Source organism: Bradyrhizobium sp. CB1717, assembly GCF_029714325.1.
GTDB lineage: Bacteria > Pseudomonadota > Alphaproteobacteria > Rhizobiales > Xanthobacteraceae > Bradyrhizobium.
Window position 1 is genome coordinate 6,525,544 of the sequence record NZ_CP121666.1, and the last position, 13,986, is coordinate 6,539,529.

The window sequence follows — 13,986 nt, forward strand, 5'->3', positions numbered from 1 at the left end:
CGGTCATGACGGATATTCCCCCGCCAGCGCGCCGAACAGGATCACGGCGGCCGTCGAAGCCGCCCCGCCCCGTGCAAGCTGCTCGGCAAGCTCGGCAATCGTGGTGCGGACCAGCCGTTCGTCGGGTCGGCCGAGGGATTCGGCGAACAGCGCCGGTGTCTCGGGGGCGAGGCCATGCGCGATCAATTTTGCGGCAAGCGCCGGAAAGGTGCGCCGGCCCATATAGACCACGGTGGTCGCTTCAGGATCAGCCAGCGCCGCCCAGTTCAGGTTTGGCGGCAGCTCGCCGGTGACATCGGCCCCGGTCACGAACTGCACCCGGCGCGAGGTGTGGCGTCGGGTCAGCGGGATTCCCGCCTGCGCTGCGGCGACGCAGGCCGAGGTCACGCCGGGAACGATCTCGTAGCCGATGCCGGCCTCGCGCAGCGTCTCGATCTCCTCCTCGAGCCGGCCGAAAATGCCGGCATCGCCGGACTTCAGCCGCACCACACGTGCACCGGTTGCGGCGTAGTCGACCAGGAGGCGATTGACGTGGTGCTGCTTGGTCGAGGGGCGCCCCGCCCGCTTGCCCACCGCAACGAGATTGGCGCCGGGCCGTGCGAGATCGAGGATCGCGCCGGACGCCAGGTCGTCATACAGCACGACGTCGGCCTCGCGCAGCCGCGTGGCGCCCTTCACGGTGAGGAGCTCGGGGTCGCCGGGACCAGCAGAGACGAAGGAAACAAAGCCGCTCACCGGTCCTCCGCGATCAGATGGAAGAATGTGCCGGTGGCACGGCCGCGCTGCGAGCCGGTCTCGGCGATGACCGCGCCCGTTGCATCATGCACGACCGCCAGCGGCGTATCGGGCTGGGCGAGGATGGTCGAATAGTGGAATTCGTGGCCGCGCAGGCGTGCGCCCGCCTGGTGCCCCGGCATGGGTGCGGCAAGGGTGGCGAGACGATAGCCCAGATGCATGCGGCGCTTGGCAAAGCTGGTCTCCAGGCCAAGCAGACCCGTCATCTCATGACGGACACCGTCGGCATCGGTCAAAGCATTTCCCATGACCATATAGCCTCCGCACTCGCCGTGCACCGTTCGCGTCTCGACGAACGCGCGCAGGCCGCTGCGAAAGCGCGCATTGGCCGCGATCTTTCCCGCGTGAAGCTCGGGATACCCGCCGGGCAGCCAGCAGACGTCGGCGTTCGCGTCTGGCACTTCGTCGGCGAGCGGCGAGAATGTCGAGATCTCGGCGCCCGCCGCGCGCCAGGCTTCCAGCATGTGCGGATAGACGAAGGAGAATGCCGCGTCGCGGGCCAGCGCAATGCGCTGCCCGGGCGGCGTCACATTCAGGGCGTTCGCCGAAGGTTGCGGCGACCAGCTGGCTGCCGATCCCAGCACCGCGTCGAGATCGACATGCTCAGCGACGAAGCGCGCGGCTTCGTCGATCAGCTTGCCGATCTCGGCCTGCTCCTCCGCCTGCACCAAACCGAGATGGCGTTTCGGCAGGCTGATCTCGGCATGACGGGGGAGCGCACCGAACACGGCGATGCCGGCATCGTTCAGCGCACGCCGTACGAGGTCTTCGTGGCGCGGGCTGGCAACGCGATTGAGCACGACGCCGGCAAGGCGCACGCCCGCGCGATAGTCGCGAAGGCCCGCGGCGATCGCCGCCGCCGTCTGCGCCTGCCCCGAGGGATCGATCACCAGCACCACCGGCCAGCCCAGCATCTCCGCGATGTCGGCCGAAGCGCCGGTGCCGGACACGCCGCGCGTGGCGACGCCGTCGAAAAGGCCCATCGAGCCTTCGGCGAGGACAATGTCGGCGTCCGTGCCGCGAGCGACGAGATGGTCGATCGTCGCGCGGTCCATCGCCCAGCTATCGACGTTGACGGAGGCGCGTCCCGTGGCAGCAGCGTGGAATGCGGGATCAATGTAATCGGGGCCACTCTTGAAGCATTGCACCTTGAGGCCATGATTGCGCCAGGCGCGCGCGAGCGCCAGCGTCAGCGTGGTCTTGCCGACGCCCGACGCAGGTGCGGAGATGACGAGGCCTGCCGCCATCACGACGCCTCCGGAAAGCGCGGCTCGGCGCCGACCGGCCGATAGCGGCGGTCGTAGTCGGCGGCATAGAGGCGGCTCTCGTCGAAATCCGCAGCGCCAAGCGTCTTGCCGATCAGGATCAGCGCGGTGCGCTCCATCTCGCTGCCCACGGCCGCATCAAGCGTCGCCAGCGTCGCGCGCACGATGCGCTGATCCGGCCAGCTCGCGCGCCAGACGATCGCGACCGGGCAATCCGTGCCGTAATGCGGCGTGAGCTCGGCGACGACCTGGTCGAGCAGATGGATCGAGAGATGGATCGCGAGCACCGCGCCGGTGGCGGCGAAGGCGGCAAGCTTCTCGCCCTCCGGCATCGCGCTGGCGCGGCCCGGCGTGCGCGTCAGCACCACGCTCTGAGCCAGGCCGGGCAAAGTCAGCTCGGCCTCAAGTGCTGCCGCAGCGGCGGAGAAAGAAGGAACGCCGGGCGTGACGGTATAGGGAATGCCGAGCGCACGCAGGCGGCGGAGTTGCTCGCCCATCGCCGACCAGATCGAGAGATCGCCGGAATGCAGCCGCGCGACGTCCTTGCCCCCCGCATGCGCGGCGACAATCTCCGCGATGATCTCATCGAGCGACATCGGTGCCGTGTTGATGATGTGCGCGCCGGGCGGGCAATGCGCCAGGACGCCTTCGGGCACCAGCGAGCCGGCATAGAGGCAGACCGGACAGGCCGCAATCAGGTCGCGGCCGCGCAACGTCAGCAAATCGGGAGCGCCCGGCCCGGCGCCGATGAAATGCACGGTCATGGGCCATCTCCTTCCGCGATCGCGGCGGTGGCCGTGCGGTCCTGCGAGACCGCGAGCGACGCAATCAATCTCGCGCGAGGGCCAGCCGCCGCGAGCGCCGCAGCTTCGGCAAGAGATCCCGTGCCGAACTTCTCTGCGATGAGCTTCGATTGCGTGAGCGTGTCGATGCCGGCCAGTGTCTCGGCCGGAACGGCCCTGATCGGCACACCGCACTCACGTGCGAGCTGCTTCAGCGCCTCCGCGTCGGCCTTGTAGCTGACAGTTGCCACCGCCACGAGCCCTTCGGGGCCGCCGGCAGCCAGCAGCGCCTCGCGCAGCGAAGCCAGTGTGACATCCTTTCTGAACCCGAGCCCAGCGACCTTCATCGGACCGCACTCCACTGCACCACCGGTCGAGCGGCCTCCCATGACCGATAGCGGCCGAGCGGCGCGGCATGTGCGATCTCGACCCGCATCAACTCGCCGCCATGACGCTGATGCAATTCGCCGAGCAGCGCTTCCGTCTCCAGCGTCACCGCATGCGTAACCAGGCGTGTCCCCGGAGCGAGATGCGACCAGATCGCATCGAACATCGCCTTGTCGAGACCGCCGCCGATGAAGACGGCGTCCGGCGCGTCCAGCCCAGCGAGAGCTCCCGGCGCTTTCCCCTCAACGATGGTGATGCGAGGCGCCAGTCCGAACGCAGCCGCATTCTTGCGGATATTCGCGGCGCGATCCTCGCGCGCTTCGACCGCAGTCGCCGTCCCACCACACAGCGCCCACTCCACCGAGATCGAGCCCGATCCGGCGCCGATATCCCATAGCCGCTCGCCGGGACGCGGCGCCAGCGCCGAAAGCGCCAGCGCGCGCACAGGCCGCTTGGTGATCTGGCCGTCGTGGATGAAGAGATCGTCTGAAAGTCCCGAGCTGCCGGGGATGCCCTGAGCTCCCTTCGCTTCAAGCGCGACCACAACCAGGTTTCCGGTGAGATCGCCGGCAAAGCTGTCGGCACGATATTCCCTGATGCTCTCGCGCGGCCCGCCCAGCGCAGCGAGCATCCAGAAGGCCGAGGCCCCCCATCCGCGCTCGCTCAACCATTTTGCAAGATCACCCGCCGCCTTCCCATCGCGCACGAGGCAGATGATGTGAGCCCCTCGCGCCAGATGCGGCACGAGGCGCTCGAAAGGCGCGGCGTGAAGCCCGAGGCAGACGGCGGATTCGAGTCGCCAGCCCAGCCGCGCGGCCGCAAGCGAGAAGGTCGACGGCGCGGAGTGCGCGATCCATTCGCCAGCCTGCAGCTTCTCGGCGATGCTTGCGCCGGCGCCATGCCAGAACGGATCGCCGGAGGCGAGCACCACCGTCGGCCTGCCGCGGCAGCTCAGCACGACATCGGCATCGAACGGCACCGGCCACGGGCGACCACGGCTATCGACCTCCGCAAGTGCAAGATGGCGCTCACCACCGAACACGGTTTCAGCCATCGCAAGCGCCTTTCGGCTTGCGTCCGACAGCCCGGCAAGGCCATCTTCGCCGATACCAATGATAGTCAGCCAGGGATCAGCCATGACGCGCGCCCTCATTCTGGGCGGAACGGCCGATGCGAGCTCGCTCGCTGCAGAAATCGCGCGTGCGCGCATAGAAGCCGTCTACTCCTATGGCGGCCGCACCCGCACGCCGGCCGACCAGCCGCTGCCGACCCGCATCGGCGGCTTTGGTGGCGTCGGCGGGCTTGCCGATTACATCCGCCGCGAAGGCATCACGCACGTGATCGACGCGACGCATCCCTTCGCTGCCGAGATGAGCCGCAATGCGGTTGCGGCGTGCGCCGAAGCCGGTACGCCGTTGATCGCGCTCGAACGCATGCCATGGGACAGGACGCAAGGCGACAACTGGATCGAGGTCGACGACGTCAACGCGGCCGTCGCAGAGCTGCCCGAGACGCCTGCGCGCGTCTTTCTCGCCATTGGCCGCCAGCACATCGCGCCATTCGCGAGCAAGCCTCGGCACGCCTACACGCTGCGGTTCGTCGATCCGCCCGAGGCGCCCCTGCCCTTCGCAGCCGACGTGATCGTGTCGCGCGGACCGTTCACGCTTGAGGGCGAACTGGAGATGATGCGGAGCCGTGGCATCGCCTGGATCGTCGCCCGCAATTCCGGTGGCGACGGCGCGCGCGCCAAGATCGACGCAGCGCGCGTGATCGGCCTTCCCGTGATCATGATCTCGCGACCAAAACTGCCCGAGCGTCCGCGGGTCGAGAGTGTCGCCGACGTGATGCAGTGGCTCGGTCATTCTACCCGCCTCGGTGCATAGACCCAGCGGCCGACGCGGCGCGTCTGCGAATTGCCGACGATGACGACGGTCCGCATGTCGGCCATCTCGGGCCGTGCCTCGTTCAGCGAGACGGTCTCGATCTTCTCGTCAGCAGCGCTGATCGCGCGCGCGAAGATCACGAGGCGCTCCCCGCAGCCGGACTCTTTCAACACCGCCAGCGCGCGGCCAAATCCCTCAGGCCGGCTCGCCGAACGGGGGTTGTACATCGCGATCGCAAAATCGCCCTCCGCCGCGAGCCGCAGACGCTTCTCGATCACCGCCCACGGCTTGAGATTATCGGAGAGATTGATCGCGCAGAAGTCGTGTCCGAGCGGCGCGCCGGCCCGCGCGGCGGCCGCCAGCATCGCGGTGATGCCCGGCAGCACGCGGATCGGCAACGCCTGATATTGCGGCGCCTGTTCAAGCGCCTCGAACACGGCAGACGCCATCGCGAAGACGCCGGGATCTCCCGAGGAGACGACGACGACCTGCCCGCCTTCGGCGGCCAGACGCAACGCCTCGCTCGCGCGTTGCAGCTCTTCGCGGTTGTCGGATGGATGCAGCTTGAGGCCCGGTCGCGGCGGCACGCGCGAGACATAGGGCGCATAGCCCAGGATGTCCGTCGCGGTCGCGAGCGCGGCGGAAACCTCCGGCGTCACTAGCGCCTCGCTGCCGGGGCCGAGGCCCGCGATGGTCAGGGTGCCCGTCATTCGGCCGCGTCCAGATGGCGGCCCTTGCCGTGCACGAGCACGATCGCGAAATAGGGACAGTCGGCGGCATCGATCTCGGCAAGCCGCGCCACGCGCTCGCCCGGCATGGTGCCGCGCTCGACCAGCCAGGCATCGTCCAGCCGCCCGGCGGAGGCGAGCGCGCGACGCACCTTTGCGAGATTGCGGCCGGTTTTCATGACGACCAGCGCGTCGGAATCGCGCATGCGGCGTTCGAGTTCGCCCTCGGGAAGCGTGCCCATCAGCACCGTCGTCACGTCATCACCGAGCGCGATTGGTTGTCCCACGCCATTCCAGCAGCCAACCATGCCGGGAATGCCCGCGATCACCTCGATCTCGACGCGCCCCTGCAGGCGCGTGTGCAGATGCATGAAGGAGCCGTAGAAGTAGGGATCGCCCTCACAGAGCACGACGACGTCAACCGCGCGCGTCAGCCGCGCCAGGCGCTCGGCCCATTCATCGTAGAATCCGGCGAGCAGCTGCACGTATTCGGGGCTGTCGAATGCGATCTCCGTCGTCACCGGATACTCCATCGGATATTCGGTGACGTTGGAGGCCAGCATGCCCTCGACAATGCGCCGTGCCTGACCCGGCCTGCCTTTCTTGCGGAAATAGGCAACGTGTTGGGCGCCGCGCACGGTGCGATCGGCGCGCACGCTCATCAGATCGGGATCACCGGGGCCGAGACCGCAGCAGATGATGCGTCCCATCGCTATTCGCTCCGGCTCGCCAGCGCGTTCACGGCAGCGACCGTGATCGCCGAGCCCCCAAGGCGGCCCTCGACCGTCAGCGCCGGCACGGGTGGATTGGCCATCAGCGCGGCCTTGGACTCGGCGGCACCGACGAAGCCGACCGGACAGCCGATGATGGCGGCCGGCCGCGGGCAGTCGCGATCCTCGAGCATGTTGAGAAGATGGAACAGCGCGGTCGGCGCGTTGCCGATCGCAACAATCGCGCCCGCGAGATGCGGCCGCCACAGCTCAAGGGCGGCAGCCGAGCGTGTGTTGCGCATGGATTGCGCCAGCGCCGGAACGGCGGCGTCACCGAGGGTGCAGATCACGGCATTGTCGGCCGGTAGTCTCGCGCGCGTGATCCCCTCGGAGACCATGCGCGCATCGCACAGGATCGGGGCGCCCTTCTGCAGCGCGGCGCGCGCTGCGATCGCCATGCCTGATGTGAAGCGGATATGCGCTTCGAGGCCCACCATGCCTGCGGCATGGATCATCCGCACCACGACCTGCTCTTCATCGGGTGTGAAGCGGGCAAGATCGGCTTCCGCGCGAATGGTCGCAAAGGACTGCCGGTAGATCGCCGCGCCATCGGTCTCGTAAACGTGCGGCATCAATGCCCTCCCAGCAGGATGGAGGGATTGCCGACGATGTCGTCGCGGCTCAGCCCGCGCAGGATGGGTTCATCGCGTGTAGATCCGCCGCGCACGAGATCGAAGCCGGCGCCGGTCGCGACCAGCGTGATCGCGGCCGCGCCGGAATGCGCGCAGCCCTTGGCACAGCCCGAGACATGCAGCCGCGCCGCCGCGCCGATGTTGGGCGCGAGCGCGGCTGCCAGCGCGCGGGTGTCGGCGTGGGCCTCGCGACAGCGCGGCGCACCGCTGCAGGCAATGACGCGTAGCGCCGGATCGTAGGCCTCGGTGATGAGGCCGGCGGCGGACGGCATCGTCCGCTTGTCCTCGCTCAAAACCATCCGCCATGGCGTGATGCGCAGCGCATGTCCGCAACCGGCGAACTGGTTGAGCGTCGCATGCGGCATCTGCCCGAAGGCGACGCCGACCAGCGCGCCCTGCGGATAGAGGCCGGGACGCACTGCGGCCATGACCGGCATCGGCTCAGCCTCGCCGCCCAACGCCTCGGGCAATTCCGCACCGGCTGCGAGATGCGCGGCCATGCGCCCTCGCCCGCCCCTGGCACCGCCTGATGTCACGAACCAGTTTGCGAGCGCGAGCGCGGTGGTCACGGCCTCACCGCGCGCCACGGAACGGCCGAGCCTGGCGCCATCGGCCCGGACCAGCAGTCCACCGGCGCGATCGCGCTCGATCCGCACATCAGCGGAATCGCCGGCGAGAACGCGCGAGCTGCCGTCATCGACGGCGAAGCCGAATTTGGTCGGGAGCGCGAGTACGCTGTTCTCGAGCGCCTCTTCGAGCTCGGCGGCGAGCGCCTGGGTCTCGTCACCTGCGCGCCAGAACGGCGTCACGAGGATGTTACGCCGGGATTCGGTGTCGGCGTCCGGATCGAGCAGGGCTAGCTGCGCGAGCCCATCGAGCAGCAGCCGGTGGCTGCTGTCGCTGACGCCCCTGATCTGCAGATTGGCGCGGCTGGTGACGTCGATCAGGCCGTTGCCATGGCGATCGGCCAGATGCGCAAGTCCGGACACCTGCGCCGCATCGAGCCGCCCGCCGAACGGCCGCACGCGGACGACGAGGCCGTCGCCCGATTGCATTGGCCGCAGCGCACCGGGGCACCAGCCCTTGACCATGGCCGCGCTCATGACGCCTCCCTCAGCGCCGCCGCGATCGAATTGCGGCGGGTCCGCCAGAGCGAGGCTTCATGCAGACGGGTGAAGCAGGTCTCCATCGCGGCGAGCGCCGCCGGATTTTCACGGGCCATGAAGGCGCTGACGTCGTCACTGCCAAGCGTCGCGTCATAATAGAGATCGAACAGATGCGGTGGCACGGCGCCCGCCAGATGGGCGAAGGCAGCCATGTGCTCGAGCGTCGCAGTGATCTCTGCGGCGCCGCGAAAACCGTGGCGCATCATGCCGGCGATCCAAGCCGGATTGGCCGCGCGCGCGCGGACCACACGGGAGATCTCTTCGGTCAGCGTGCGCGCATGAGGCTGATCGGGGCGCGTTGCGTCGAGATGATAAAGCGACGGCGTGGTTCCGCCGAGATGCGCCGCCGCTGCCGCCACGCCGGCTTCGTGCGCGGCATAATCCGCGGCGAGCAGCAGATCGGTTTCGGGCAAGTCCTGAACGTGGACGAAGACGTCGGCAGAGGCGAGCCGCTGTTCGATGCCGGCGCGGTCGGGCCTGATCTCGCCATCGGTTGAGAACGCCCAGGACGATGCCGACAGCCAGGCCTCGCCGGCCGCTTCGCGCGTCTCGGATGTGAATGCATCCGGGATCGCCGACAGGCCGACGCCGTATTGTCCGGGACGCGGCGCGAACACGCGGGAGGTGCGCTGGCGATACGGATTCTCCTCGCCCTCGTCGTCGCGCGACGCGAGCGCCTCGGATGCGGCCTCGAACAATTGCGCAAGGCCTGCGAAGACATCGCGGAACAGGCCTGACACGCGTAGCGTGACATCAATCCGGGGGCGGCCGAGCTCGGCCGGCGCGATGATGTCATAACCCGTGACGCGGCCGGAGGCATGATCCCAGCGCGGCGCGAGGCCGGCCAGATGCAGCGCCATGGCAAATTCCTCGCCGGCGGTGCGCATGGTCGCCGAGCCCCAGAGATCGACGACGAGGCCCTTCGGCCAGTCGCCGTGATCCTGCAGATGACGCCGCAGCAGCTCTTCGGCGAGTTTTATCCCCTGCGCATGCGCCGACGGCGTCGGCACCGCGCGCGGATCGACGGCAAAGAGATTGCGCCCGGTCGGCAAGACGTCCTGACGGCCGCGATAGGGCGAGCCCGATGGCCCCGGCGCGACGCGCTGTCCTGCGAGCGCAGCACGCAACGCATCGCGCTCCACCTCGCCACAGGCGCCGCGGCCGAACACGTGCAGGCCGTCGCCGAACTGACTCTCCTTGAGATCGCAGACGAAGCGGTCGATGCGCGGGATCGCTTCGGCCGGCGCGGCCGAGGCATCCAGGCCGAGATCGTCTTCGAGACCTGCCGCGCGCGCCTCGTCGCGGATCGCGGCGATCAAACGCTGCCGGCGGGCGGGGTCGAGACCATCGGCGGTCGAATATTCGTCGAGTAGACGTTCAAGCCGGCGCAGGCCTTCCGGCACGGCGGATCTTTCAAGCGGCGGCGGCAGATGGCCGATTGTCACCGCACCTAAGCGCCGCTTGGCCTGTGCGGCCTCGCCGGGATCGTTGACGATGAAGGGATAGATGACGGGGAGGTCGCCGATCAGGGCTTCGGGCCAGCAGGCCGATGACAGCGCGACGGATTTTCCGGGCAGCCATTCCAGTGTGCCATGTGCGCCCATGTGCACAACGGCATCAATCCCCTGCACGCGGAGCCAGAGATAGAACGCGACATAGGCTTGGCGCGGCGTGCGGGCGAGATCGTGATAGTCGGCATCGCGCGTTGCCGCATCGCCGCGCTCCGGCTGGACCGCGATGATCGAGTTGCCGCAAGTGATGGCCGCGAAATGAAACGCGCCGTCGCGGCAGCTTGGATCAGTCTCCGGCGCGCCCCAGGCTTGCGCGAGATCGTCCTGCAGCGATTGCGGCAGGCGCGATAACGCTGCGCGGTACTCCGCAACGCTCCAGGTCAATTGCTGCTTGAGCAGCGTCTCGCCAAGTGCATGAACCGGCGCGATATCAAAATCGGCTTTCGCGAGATCGGATACCAGCGCTTCGACCGAAGCCAGCGCGTCGAGACCGACCGCATGCGCAATCTGGTGCGGACGGCCCGGATAGTTCGAGAGCACGATCGCCACGCGCTTCTCGCCGGCCGGTTTCACCGCGAGCCGCCGCCAGGTCGCGACACGCGCGGCGACGGCTTTCACGCGCTCCTCGTCGGGCCTGTGCGCCAGATGCGAGAACTGCAAATCGGGATCGCGCTCCGCAGCCGACTTGAAGCTCACCACGCCCGCGAAAACGCGGCCATCGACCTCTGGCAGCACCACATGCATCGCGAGGTCGCCGGGCGAGAGGCCGCGCAGCGATTCCGCCCAGTCCTCACGCCGCGCGGTGGAGAGCGCGACCTGGAACACCGGACACGATGCGGCATCGAACGGCGTGTTGCCGTCGTCGCCAATCGCGGAAAACGCCGTCGCATTGACGATCGCAGCCGCCGGATTTTGCGCGAGATACGCGCGCAGCCAATCGGCAACGCCCGCCGCCTTCAGCGAGGTGACGAACACGCCATGCGCGTCAAAACCCTTGTCGCGCATCGCCGCGATGAGCGCATCGACAGGGCCGGTATCGGCAGCGGTGAGATAGGAGCGATAGAACGTTACCAGCGCGCGCGGCTTTCCCTCCACCGCGACCGGCGCCGGGATGACACCACGCGCGGGATCGTAAAATCCCATCTCGGGCACCGTCATCTCGCCGACGACCGGACCTGCATAGAGTCCCGAGGCCAGCGCAAGCTGCGCGATCGCCGCTTGCGCCGCGACCGGGCCGCCGGTGTCGCAGAGCACCTTGAGCCGGCGCAGCGTCGAAACCGGCAAGGTCGAATACGCATCGAGCCGCGTGTCGTCGCGACCGTCGGCCGGCAGCACGGCCAGCACGATGTTGCGATCCTTCGCGAGTTGCCGCAGCGCTGCGAGCCCATACTGCCAGTAGGACTCGCCGCCGATCAGGCGCACCAGGATGCCGCGCGCCTGCGACAGCGTCCGCTCGATATAGGTGTCGACCGACAGTGGATGTCGTAGTTCCGCGAGATTGGCGAGCCGCAGCGACGGCAGGCTGTCGCGGCCACGCCGCCAGCCGGCCGCAAACGCGGCAAGATCAGAATCCGAATACGAGAGCACCACGAGATCGGCCGGGTCCTGGCCGATATCTCTTGGCGTCGCGGTCTCCTCCAGACCGCGGCTCTCGCGGAAGACGACGTGCATCAGATGCCGAGTCCCGACCTGATCGCGGCCTCATCGATGTCGCCATGCTCGCCGATCACGACGAGCTTGGACTGCCTGAGACCCGCGCCCCAGGGCTTGTCGAACTGGTGGCGCACGCGCTCGCCGACGGCTTGCAGCAACAGGCGCATCGGCTTGCCCGCGACCGCGATATAGCCCTTGGCGCGCAGCACGTTCTGCTCGCGCGCCAGTCGCTGGACCGATGCGACCAGCGCATCGACATCGGCGACCTCAGGAAGATCGATCACGACGGAGGCGAAATCATCGTGCTCGTGCTCCTCCTCGCCATCATGATGCGAGGGACGCGCGGCGAGATCGTTTTCTGCGGCGGCGCCGAGACCGAGGATGACGCGCGCATCGATCGCACCGTCCGTGACGGGCAACATCGGCACGCGGCGCGGCATCTCGGCAGTGATCGCGGCCTTGGCGGCTTCAATTCCGGCGCTGCCGGCGAGATCGGCCTTGGTCAGCAGCACGATGTCGGCGCAGGCGATCTGGTCCTCGAACACTTCCGAGAGCGGCGTCTCGTGATCGAGATTCTCGTCTGCTGCACGCTGCGCCTCGACTGCATCCGGATCGGGCGCGAAGCGGCCGGCGGCGACAGCTTCAGCATCGGCAAGTGCGATCACGCCATCGACCGTGATCCGCGAGCGGATCTCCGGCCAGTCGAACGCCTTCAGCAGCGGCTTTGGCAGCGCCAGGCCCGAGGTCTCGATCAGGATGTGATCGGGCCGCACGGGGCGCGCCAGCAATTGCTCCATGGTCGGAATGAAATCGTCGGCCACGGTGCAGCAGATGCAGCCATTGGCCAGTTCGACGATGTTCTCCTCCGGGCAATTGGCATCGGCGCAGGACTTCAGGATCTCGCCGTCGACCCCCTCGCTGCCGAACTCGTTGACGAGCACCGCAAGCTTCTTGCCGTTGGCATTGGTCAGCAGATGCTGGATCAGCGTGGTCTTGCCGGAACCGAGAAAGCCTGTGACCACCGTGACAGGGACTTTTGCGAGCGAGTTCATTCAGCGGCCTCCGGCACGACGGCGATGGGGGGAATGCGGGCAAGCGACTGCTTGCGGAAGATTTCGGGACGGCTGCGCCAGGGCACGAGGCCGTCAGGCGCGGCGGCATAGGCCGCGGCGCCCGCGAGCACGTCCTGCGCATTGGCATCCGAGAGGCGGCCATAGACATAGGACCAGCGTCCGGGCGCACTGAGCGCAACCGAGCAGCCCTGGCTGCAGGCCGACAGGCATTCGACGGGAACCACATTGACGCCCTCGGGCACGCCCGCTTCGAGCATCGCACCATGCAGGCGCTTGCCGGGTGTCGTCTCGCCCTCGCCAAGCGTCTGGCCGGCGCGGCAGGTGATACAGACGTGAAGTGTGACGGTCATCGCCTCTTCCAGATAAACAGCGGGAAGCGAAGAGGCGCACGGACCATTCTCTTGAAGGCCCGCTTCCCCGTCGCGGAACACCCCGTCCGCCGGTCCAAAACTCGTCCGCGCTGGCAGGTCTCCCGGCTTGCGGAGCAGGGTTTTGCCCTTCGATCCCCGCCTTCCCGATTCCCGTGGGAATCAGTGGCTTCGGGCATCTCTCCGGTCACGGTCGCGGGGGCGGCTGCATTTTGGACCCAAATCTTGCCGATTCGGACCCTATCGCATTCCCTCTTCGCCTGTCATAGGACAGGAACCAACGCCGGGCCACCATTTGCCCCCGGCCGCCTCTTGTCAAGCCGAAGGACCCCGTCAGATGACGCCTGAACCGGATACCCAGACGGCCGAGGAAACCGACGCCCGGCACGCCCAGAAAATGGCGAAGAAGAAGGCCGCCCGCGACAAGATCATGGCGACCAAGAGCGGCGAAAAGGGCCTCATCATCGTCCATACCGGCGCGGGCAAGGGCAAGTCCTCCTCCGCCTTCGGCATGATCGTCCGCTCCGTCGCCCACGGCTTTCCCTGCGCGGTGGTGCAGTTCATCAAGGGCGCCTGGGATACCGGCGAACGGCGCCTGCTCACCGGCCATTTCGGCGAGCTCTGCCAGTTCCACGCCATGGGCGAAGGTTTTACCTGGGAGACGCAGGACCGCGCCCGCGACATCGCCGCCGCGCGCGCCGGCTGGGAGAAGGCCAAGGAGCTGATCCTCGATCCCAATTTGCGCATGGTCGTGCTCGACGAGATCAACATCGCGCTGCGCTACGACTATCTCGACATCGCCGAGGTGGTGGAGTTCCTGACCACGCAGAAGCCTCCGATGACGCATGTCGTGCTCACCGGCCGCAACGCCAAGGACGAGCTGATCGAGATCGCCGATCTCGTCACCGAGATGACGCTGGTGAAACACCCCTTCCGCTCCGGCATCAAGGCGCAGGCCGGCGTCGAGTTCTGA

The 13,986-nt window shown here is 67.9% G+C and carries 14 protein-coding genes and 1 riboswitch; of the genes, 2 read left to right on the forward strand and 12 right to left on the reverse strand.

The window, feature by feature from the left end; genetic code table 11:
• Window positions 1-3: 3 nt before the first annotated feature.
• The 5 genes from cobA to cbiT are packed head-to-tail and all read right to left on the reverse strand — an operon-like array spanning window position 4 to window position 4,367.
• On the reverse strand, window positions 4-735 hold the full coding sequence (cobA, locus tag QA649_RS30560; RefSeq protein ID WP_283020452.1) for a uroporphyrinogen-III C-methyltransferase: 732 nt from the start codon (window positions 733-735) through the stop codon (window positions 4-6).
• Entirely contained in the window at window positions 732-2,042 is a 1,311-nt protein-coding gene (locus QA649_RS30565; RefSeq protein WP_283020453.1) for a cobyrinate a,c-diamide synthase, read from the reverse strand. Before QA649_RS30565 ends, cobA begins: the two co-directional genes overlap by 4 nt.
• Window positions 2,042-2,824 (reverse strand): precorrin-4 C(11)-methyltransferase, encoded by a 783-nt coding sequence (gene cobM, locus QA649_RS30570; RefSeq protein WP_283020454.1) that lies wholly within the window; start codon window positions 2,822-2,824, stop codon window positions 2,042-2,044. Before cobM ends, QA649_RS30565 begins: the two co-directional genes overlap by 1 nt.
• Window positions 2,821-3,189 (reverse strand): cobalamin biosynthesis protein, encoded by a 369-nt coding sequence (locus tag QA649_RS30575; RefSeq protein WP_283020455.1) that lies wholly within the window; start codon window positions 3,187-3,189, stop codon window positions 2,821-2,823. Before QA649_RS30575 ends, cobM begins: the two co-directional genes overlap by 4 nt.
• A complete protein-coding gene (gene cbiT / locus QA649_RS30580) occupies window positions 3,186-4,367 on the reverse strand; it encodes a precorrin-6Y C5,15-methyltransferase (decarboxylating) subunit CbiT (protein ID WP_283020456.1) in 1,182 nt (393 codons plus the stop codon). Before cbiT ends, QA649_RS30575 begins: the two co-directional genes overlap by 4 nt.
• Between cbiT and QA649_RS30585 the strand changes: the two genes are divergently transcribed.
• Window positions 4,366-5,112 (forward strand): cobalt-precorrin-6A reductase, encoded by a 747-nt coding sequence (locus QA649_RS30585; protein ID WP_283020457.1) that lies wholly within the window; start codon window positions 4,366-4,368, stop codon window positions 5,110-5,112. The two genes, cbiT and QA649_RS30585, sit on opposite strands and share 2 nt — an antisense overlap.
• Here QA649_RS30585 and cobJ read toward each other — a convergent pair.
• From cobJ to QA649_RS30620, 7 genes are read right to left on the reverse strand one after another with little or no spacing between them, the layout of a single operon-like run.
• Window positions 5,088-5,822 carry a precorrin-3B C(17)-methyltransferase gene (gene cobJ / locus QA649_RS30590; RefSeq protein ID WP_283020458.1) on the reverse strand — a complete coding sequence of 245 codons (735 nt, stop codon included), beginning with the start codon at window positions 5,820-5,822 and terminating at the stop codon, window positions 5,088-5,090. The genes QA649_RS30585 and cobJ overlap by 25 nt on opposite strands.
• Complete coding sequence (locus QA649_RS30595) at window positions 5,819-6,550, reverse strand: precorrin-2 C(20)-methyltransferase (protein WP_283020459.1); 732 nt, start codon at window positions 6,548-6,550, stop codon at window positions 5,819-5,821. The genes cobJ and QA649_RS30595 overlap by 4 nt, the downstream gene beginning before the upstream one ends.
• A 2-nt stretch (window positions 6,551-6,552) precedes the next feature.
• Window positions 6,553-7,182: a precorrin-8X methylmutase gene (locus QA649_RS30600; RefSeq protein ID WP_283020460.1), complete on the reverse strand. Its 630-nt coding sequence runs from the start codon at window positions 7,180-7,182 to the stop codon at window positions 6,553-6,555.
• On the reverse strand, window positions 7,182-8,345 hold the full coding sequence (gene cobG, locus QA649_RS30605; protein ID WP_283020461.1) for a precorrin-3B synthase: 1,164 nt from the start codon (window positions 8,343-8,345) through the stop codon (window positions 7,182-7,184). The genes QA649_RS30600 and cobG overlap by 1 nt, the downstream gene beginning before the upstream one ends.
• Window positions 8,342-11,590, reverse strand: coding sequence for a cobaltochelatase subunit CobN (gene cobN / locus QA649_RS30610; RefSeq protein WP_283020462.1), 3,249 nt, complete (start codon window positions 11,588-11,590; stop codon window positions 8,342-8,344). Before cobN ends, cobG begins: the two co-directional genes overlap by 4 nt.
• Window positions 11,590-12,624 carry a cobalamin biosynthesis protein CobW gene (cobW, locus tag QA649_RS30615; protein WP_283020463.1) on the reverse strand — a complete coding sequence of 345 codons (1,035 nt, stop codon included), beginning with the start codon at window positions 12,622-12,624 and terminating at the stop codon, window positions 11,590-11,592. Before cobW ends, cobN begins: the two co-directional genes overlap by 1 nt.
• Window positions 12,621-12,995 carry a DUF1636 domain-containing protein gene (locus QA649_RS30620; protein WP_283020464.1) on the reverse strand — a complete coding sequence of 125 codons (375 nt, stop codon included), beginning with the start codon at window positions 12,993-12,995 and terminating at the stop codon, window positions 12,621-12,623. The genes cobW and QA649_RS30620 overlap by 4 nt, the downstream gene beginning before the upstream one ends.
• A gap of 94 nt (window positions 12,996-13,089) precedes the next feature.
• Window positions 13,090-13,310, reverse strand: a riboswitch (cobalamin riboswitch).
• 40 nt (window positions 13,311-13,350) lie between these two features.
• On the opposite strand from QA649_RS30620, the gene cobO reads away from it, so the two are divergent.
• A complete protein-coding gene (cobO, locus tag QA649_RS30625) occupies window positions 13,351-13,986 on the forward strand; it encodes a cob(I)yrinic acid a,c-diamide adenosyltransferase (protein ID WP_283020465.1) in 636 nt (211 codons plus the stop codon).

Bases quoted from the DNA above. Each gene is read 5' to 3' on its own strand.
- cobM (WP_283020454.1), bottom strand. From the start codon at position 2,824: ATGACCGTGCATTTCATCGGCGCCGGGCCGGGCGCTCCCGATTTGCTG.
- cobO (WP_283020465.1), top strand. From the start codon at position 13,351: ATGACGCCTGAACCGGATACCCAGACGGCCGAGGAAACCGACGCCCGG.
- cobG (WP_283020461.1), bottom strand. From the start codon at position 8,345: ATGAGCGCGGCCATGGTCAAGGGCTGGTGCCCCGGTGCGCTGCGGCCA.
- cobN (WP_283020462.1), bottom strand. From the start codon at position 11,590: ATGCACGTCGTCTTCCGCGAGAGCCGCGGTCTGGAGGAGACCGCGACG.
- QA649_RS30600 (WP_283020460.1), bottom strand. From the start codon at position 7,182: ATGCCGCACGTTTACGAGACCGATGGCGCGGCGATCTACCGGCAGTCC.
- QA649_RS30565 (WP_283020453.1), bottom strand. From the start codon at position 2,042: ATGGCGGCAGGCCTCGTCATCTCCGCACCTGCGTCGGGCGTCGGCAAG.
- cobJ (WP_283020458.1), bottom strand. From the start codon at position 5,822: ATGACGGGCACCCTGACCATCGCGGGCCTCGGCCCCGGCAGCGAGGCG.
- QA649_RS30585 (WP_283020457.1), top strand. From the start codon at position 4,366: ATGACGCGCGCCCTCATTCTGGGCGGAACGGCCGATGCGAGCTCGCTC.
- QA649_RS30620 (WP_283020464.1), bottom strand. From the start codon at position 12,995: ATGACCGTCACACTTCACGTCTGTATCACCTGCCGCGCCGGCCAGACG.
- QA649_RS30575 (WP_283020455.1), bottom strand. From the start codon at position 3,189: ATGAAGGTCGCTGGGCTCGGGTTCAGAAAGGATGTCACACTGGCTTCG.
- QA649_RS30595 (WP_283020459.1), bottom strand. From the start codon at position 6,550: ATGGGACGCATCATCTGCTGCGGTCTCGGCCCCGGTGATCCCGATCTG.
- cbiT (WP_283020456.1), bottom strand. From the start codon at position 4,367: ATGGCTGATCCCTGGCTGACTATCATTGGTATCGGCGAAGATGGCCTT.
- cobW (WP_283020463.1), bottom strand. From the start codon at position 12,624: ATGAACTCGCTCGCAAAAGTCCCTGTCACGGTGGTCACAGGCTTTCTC.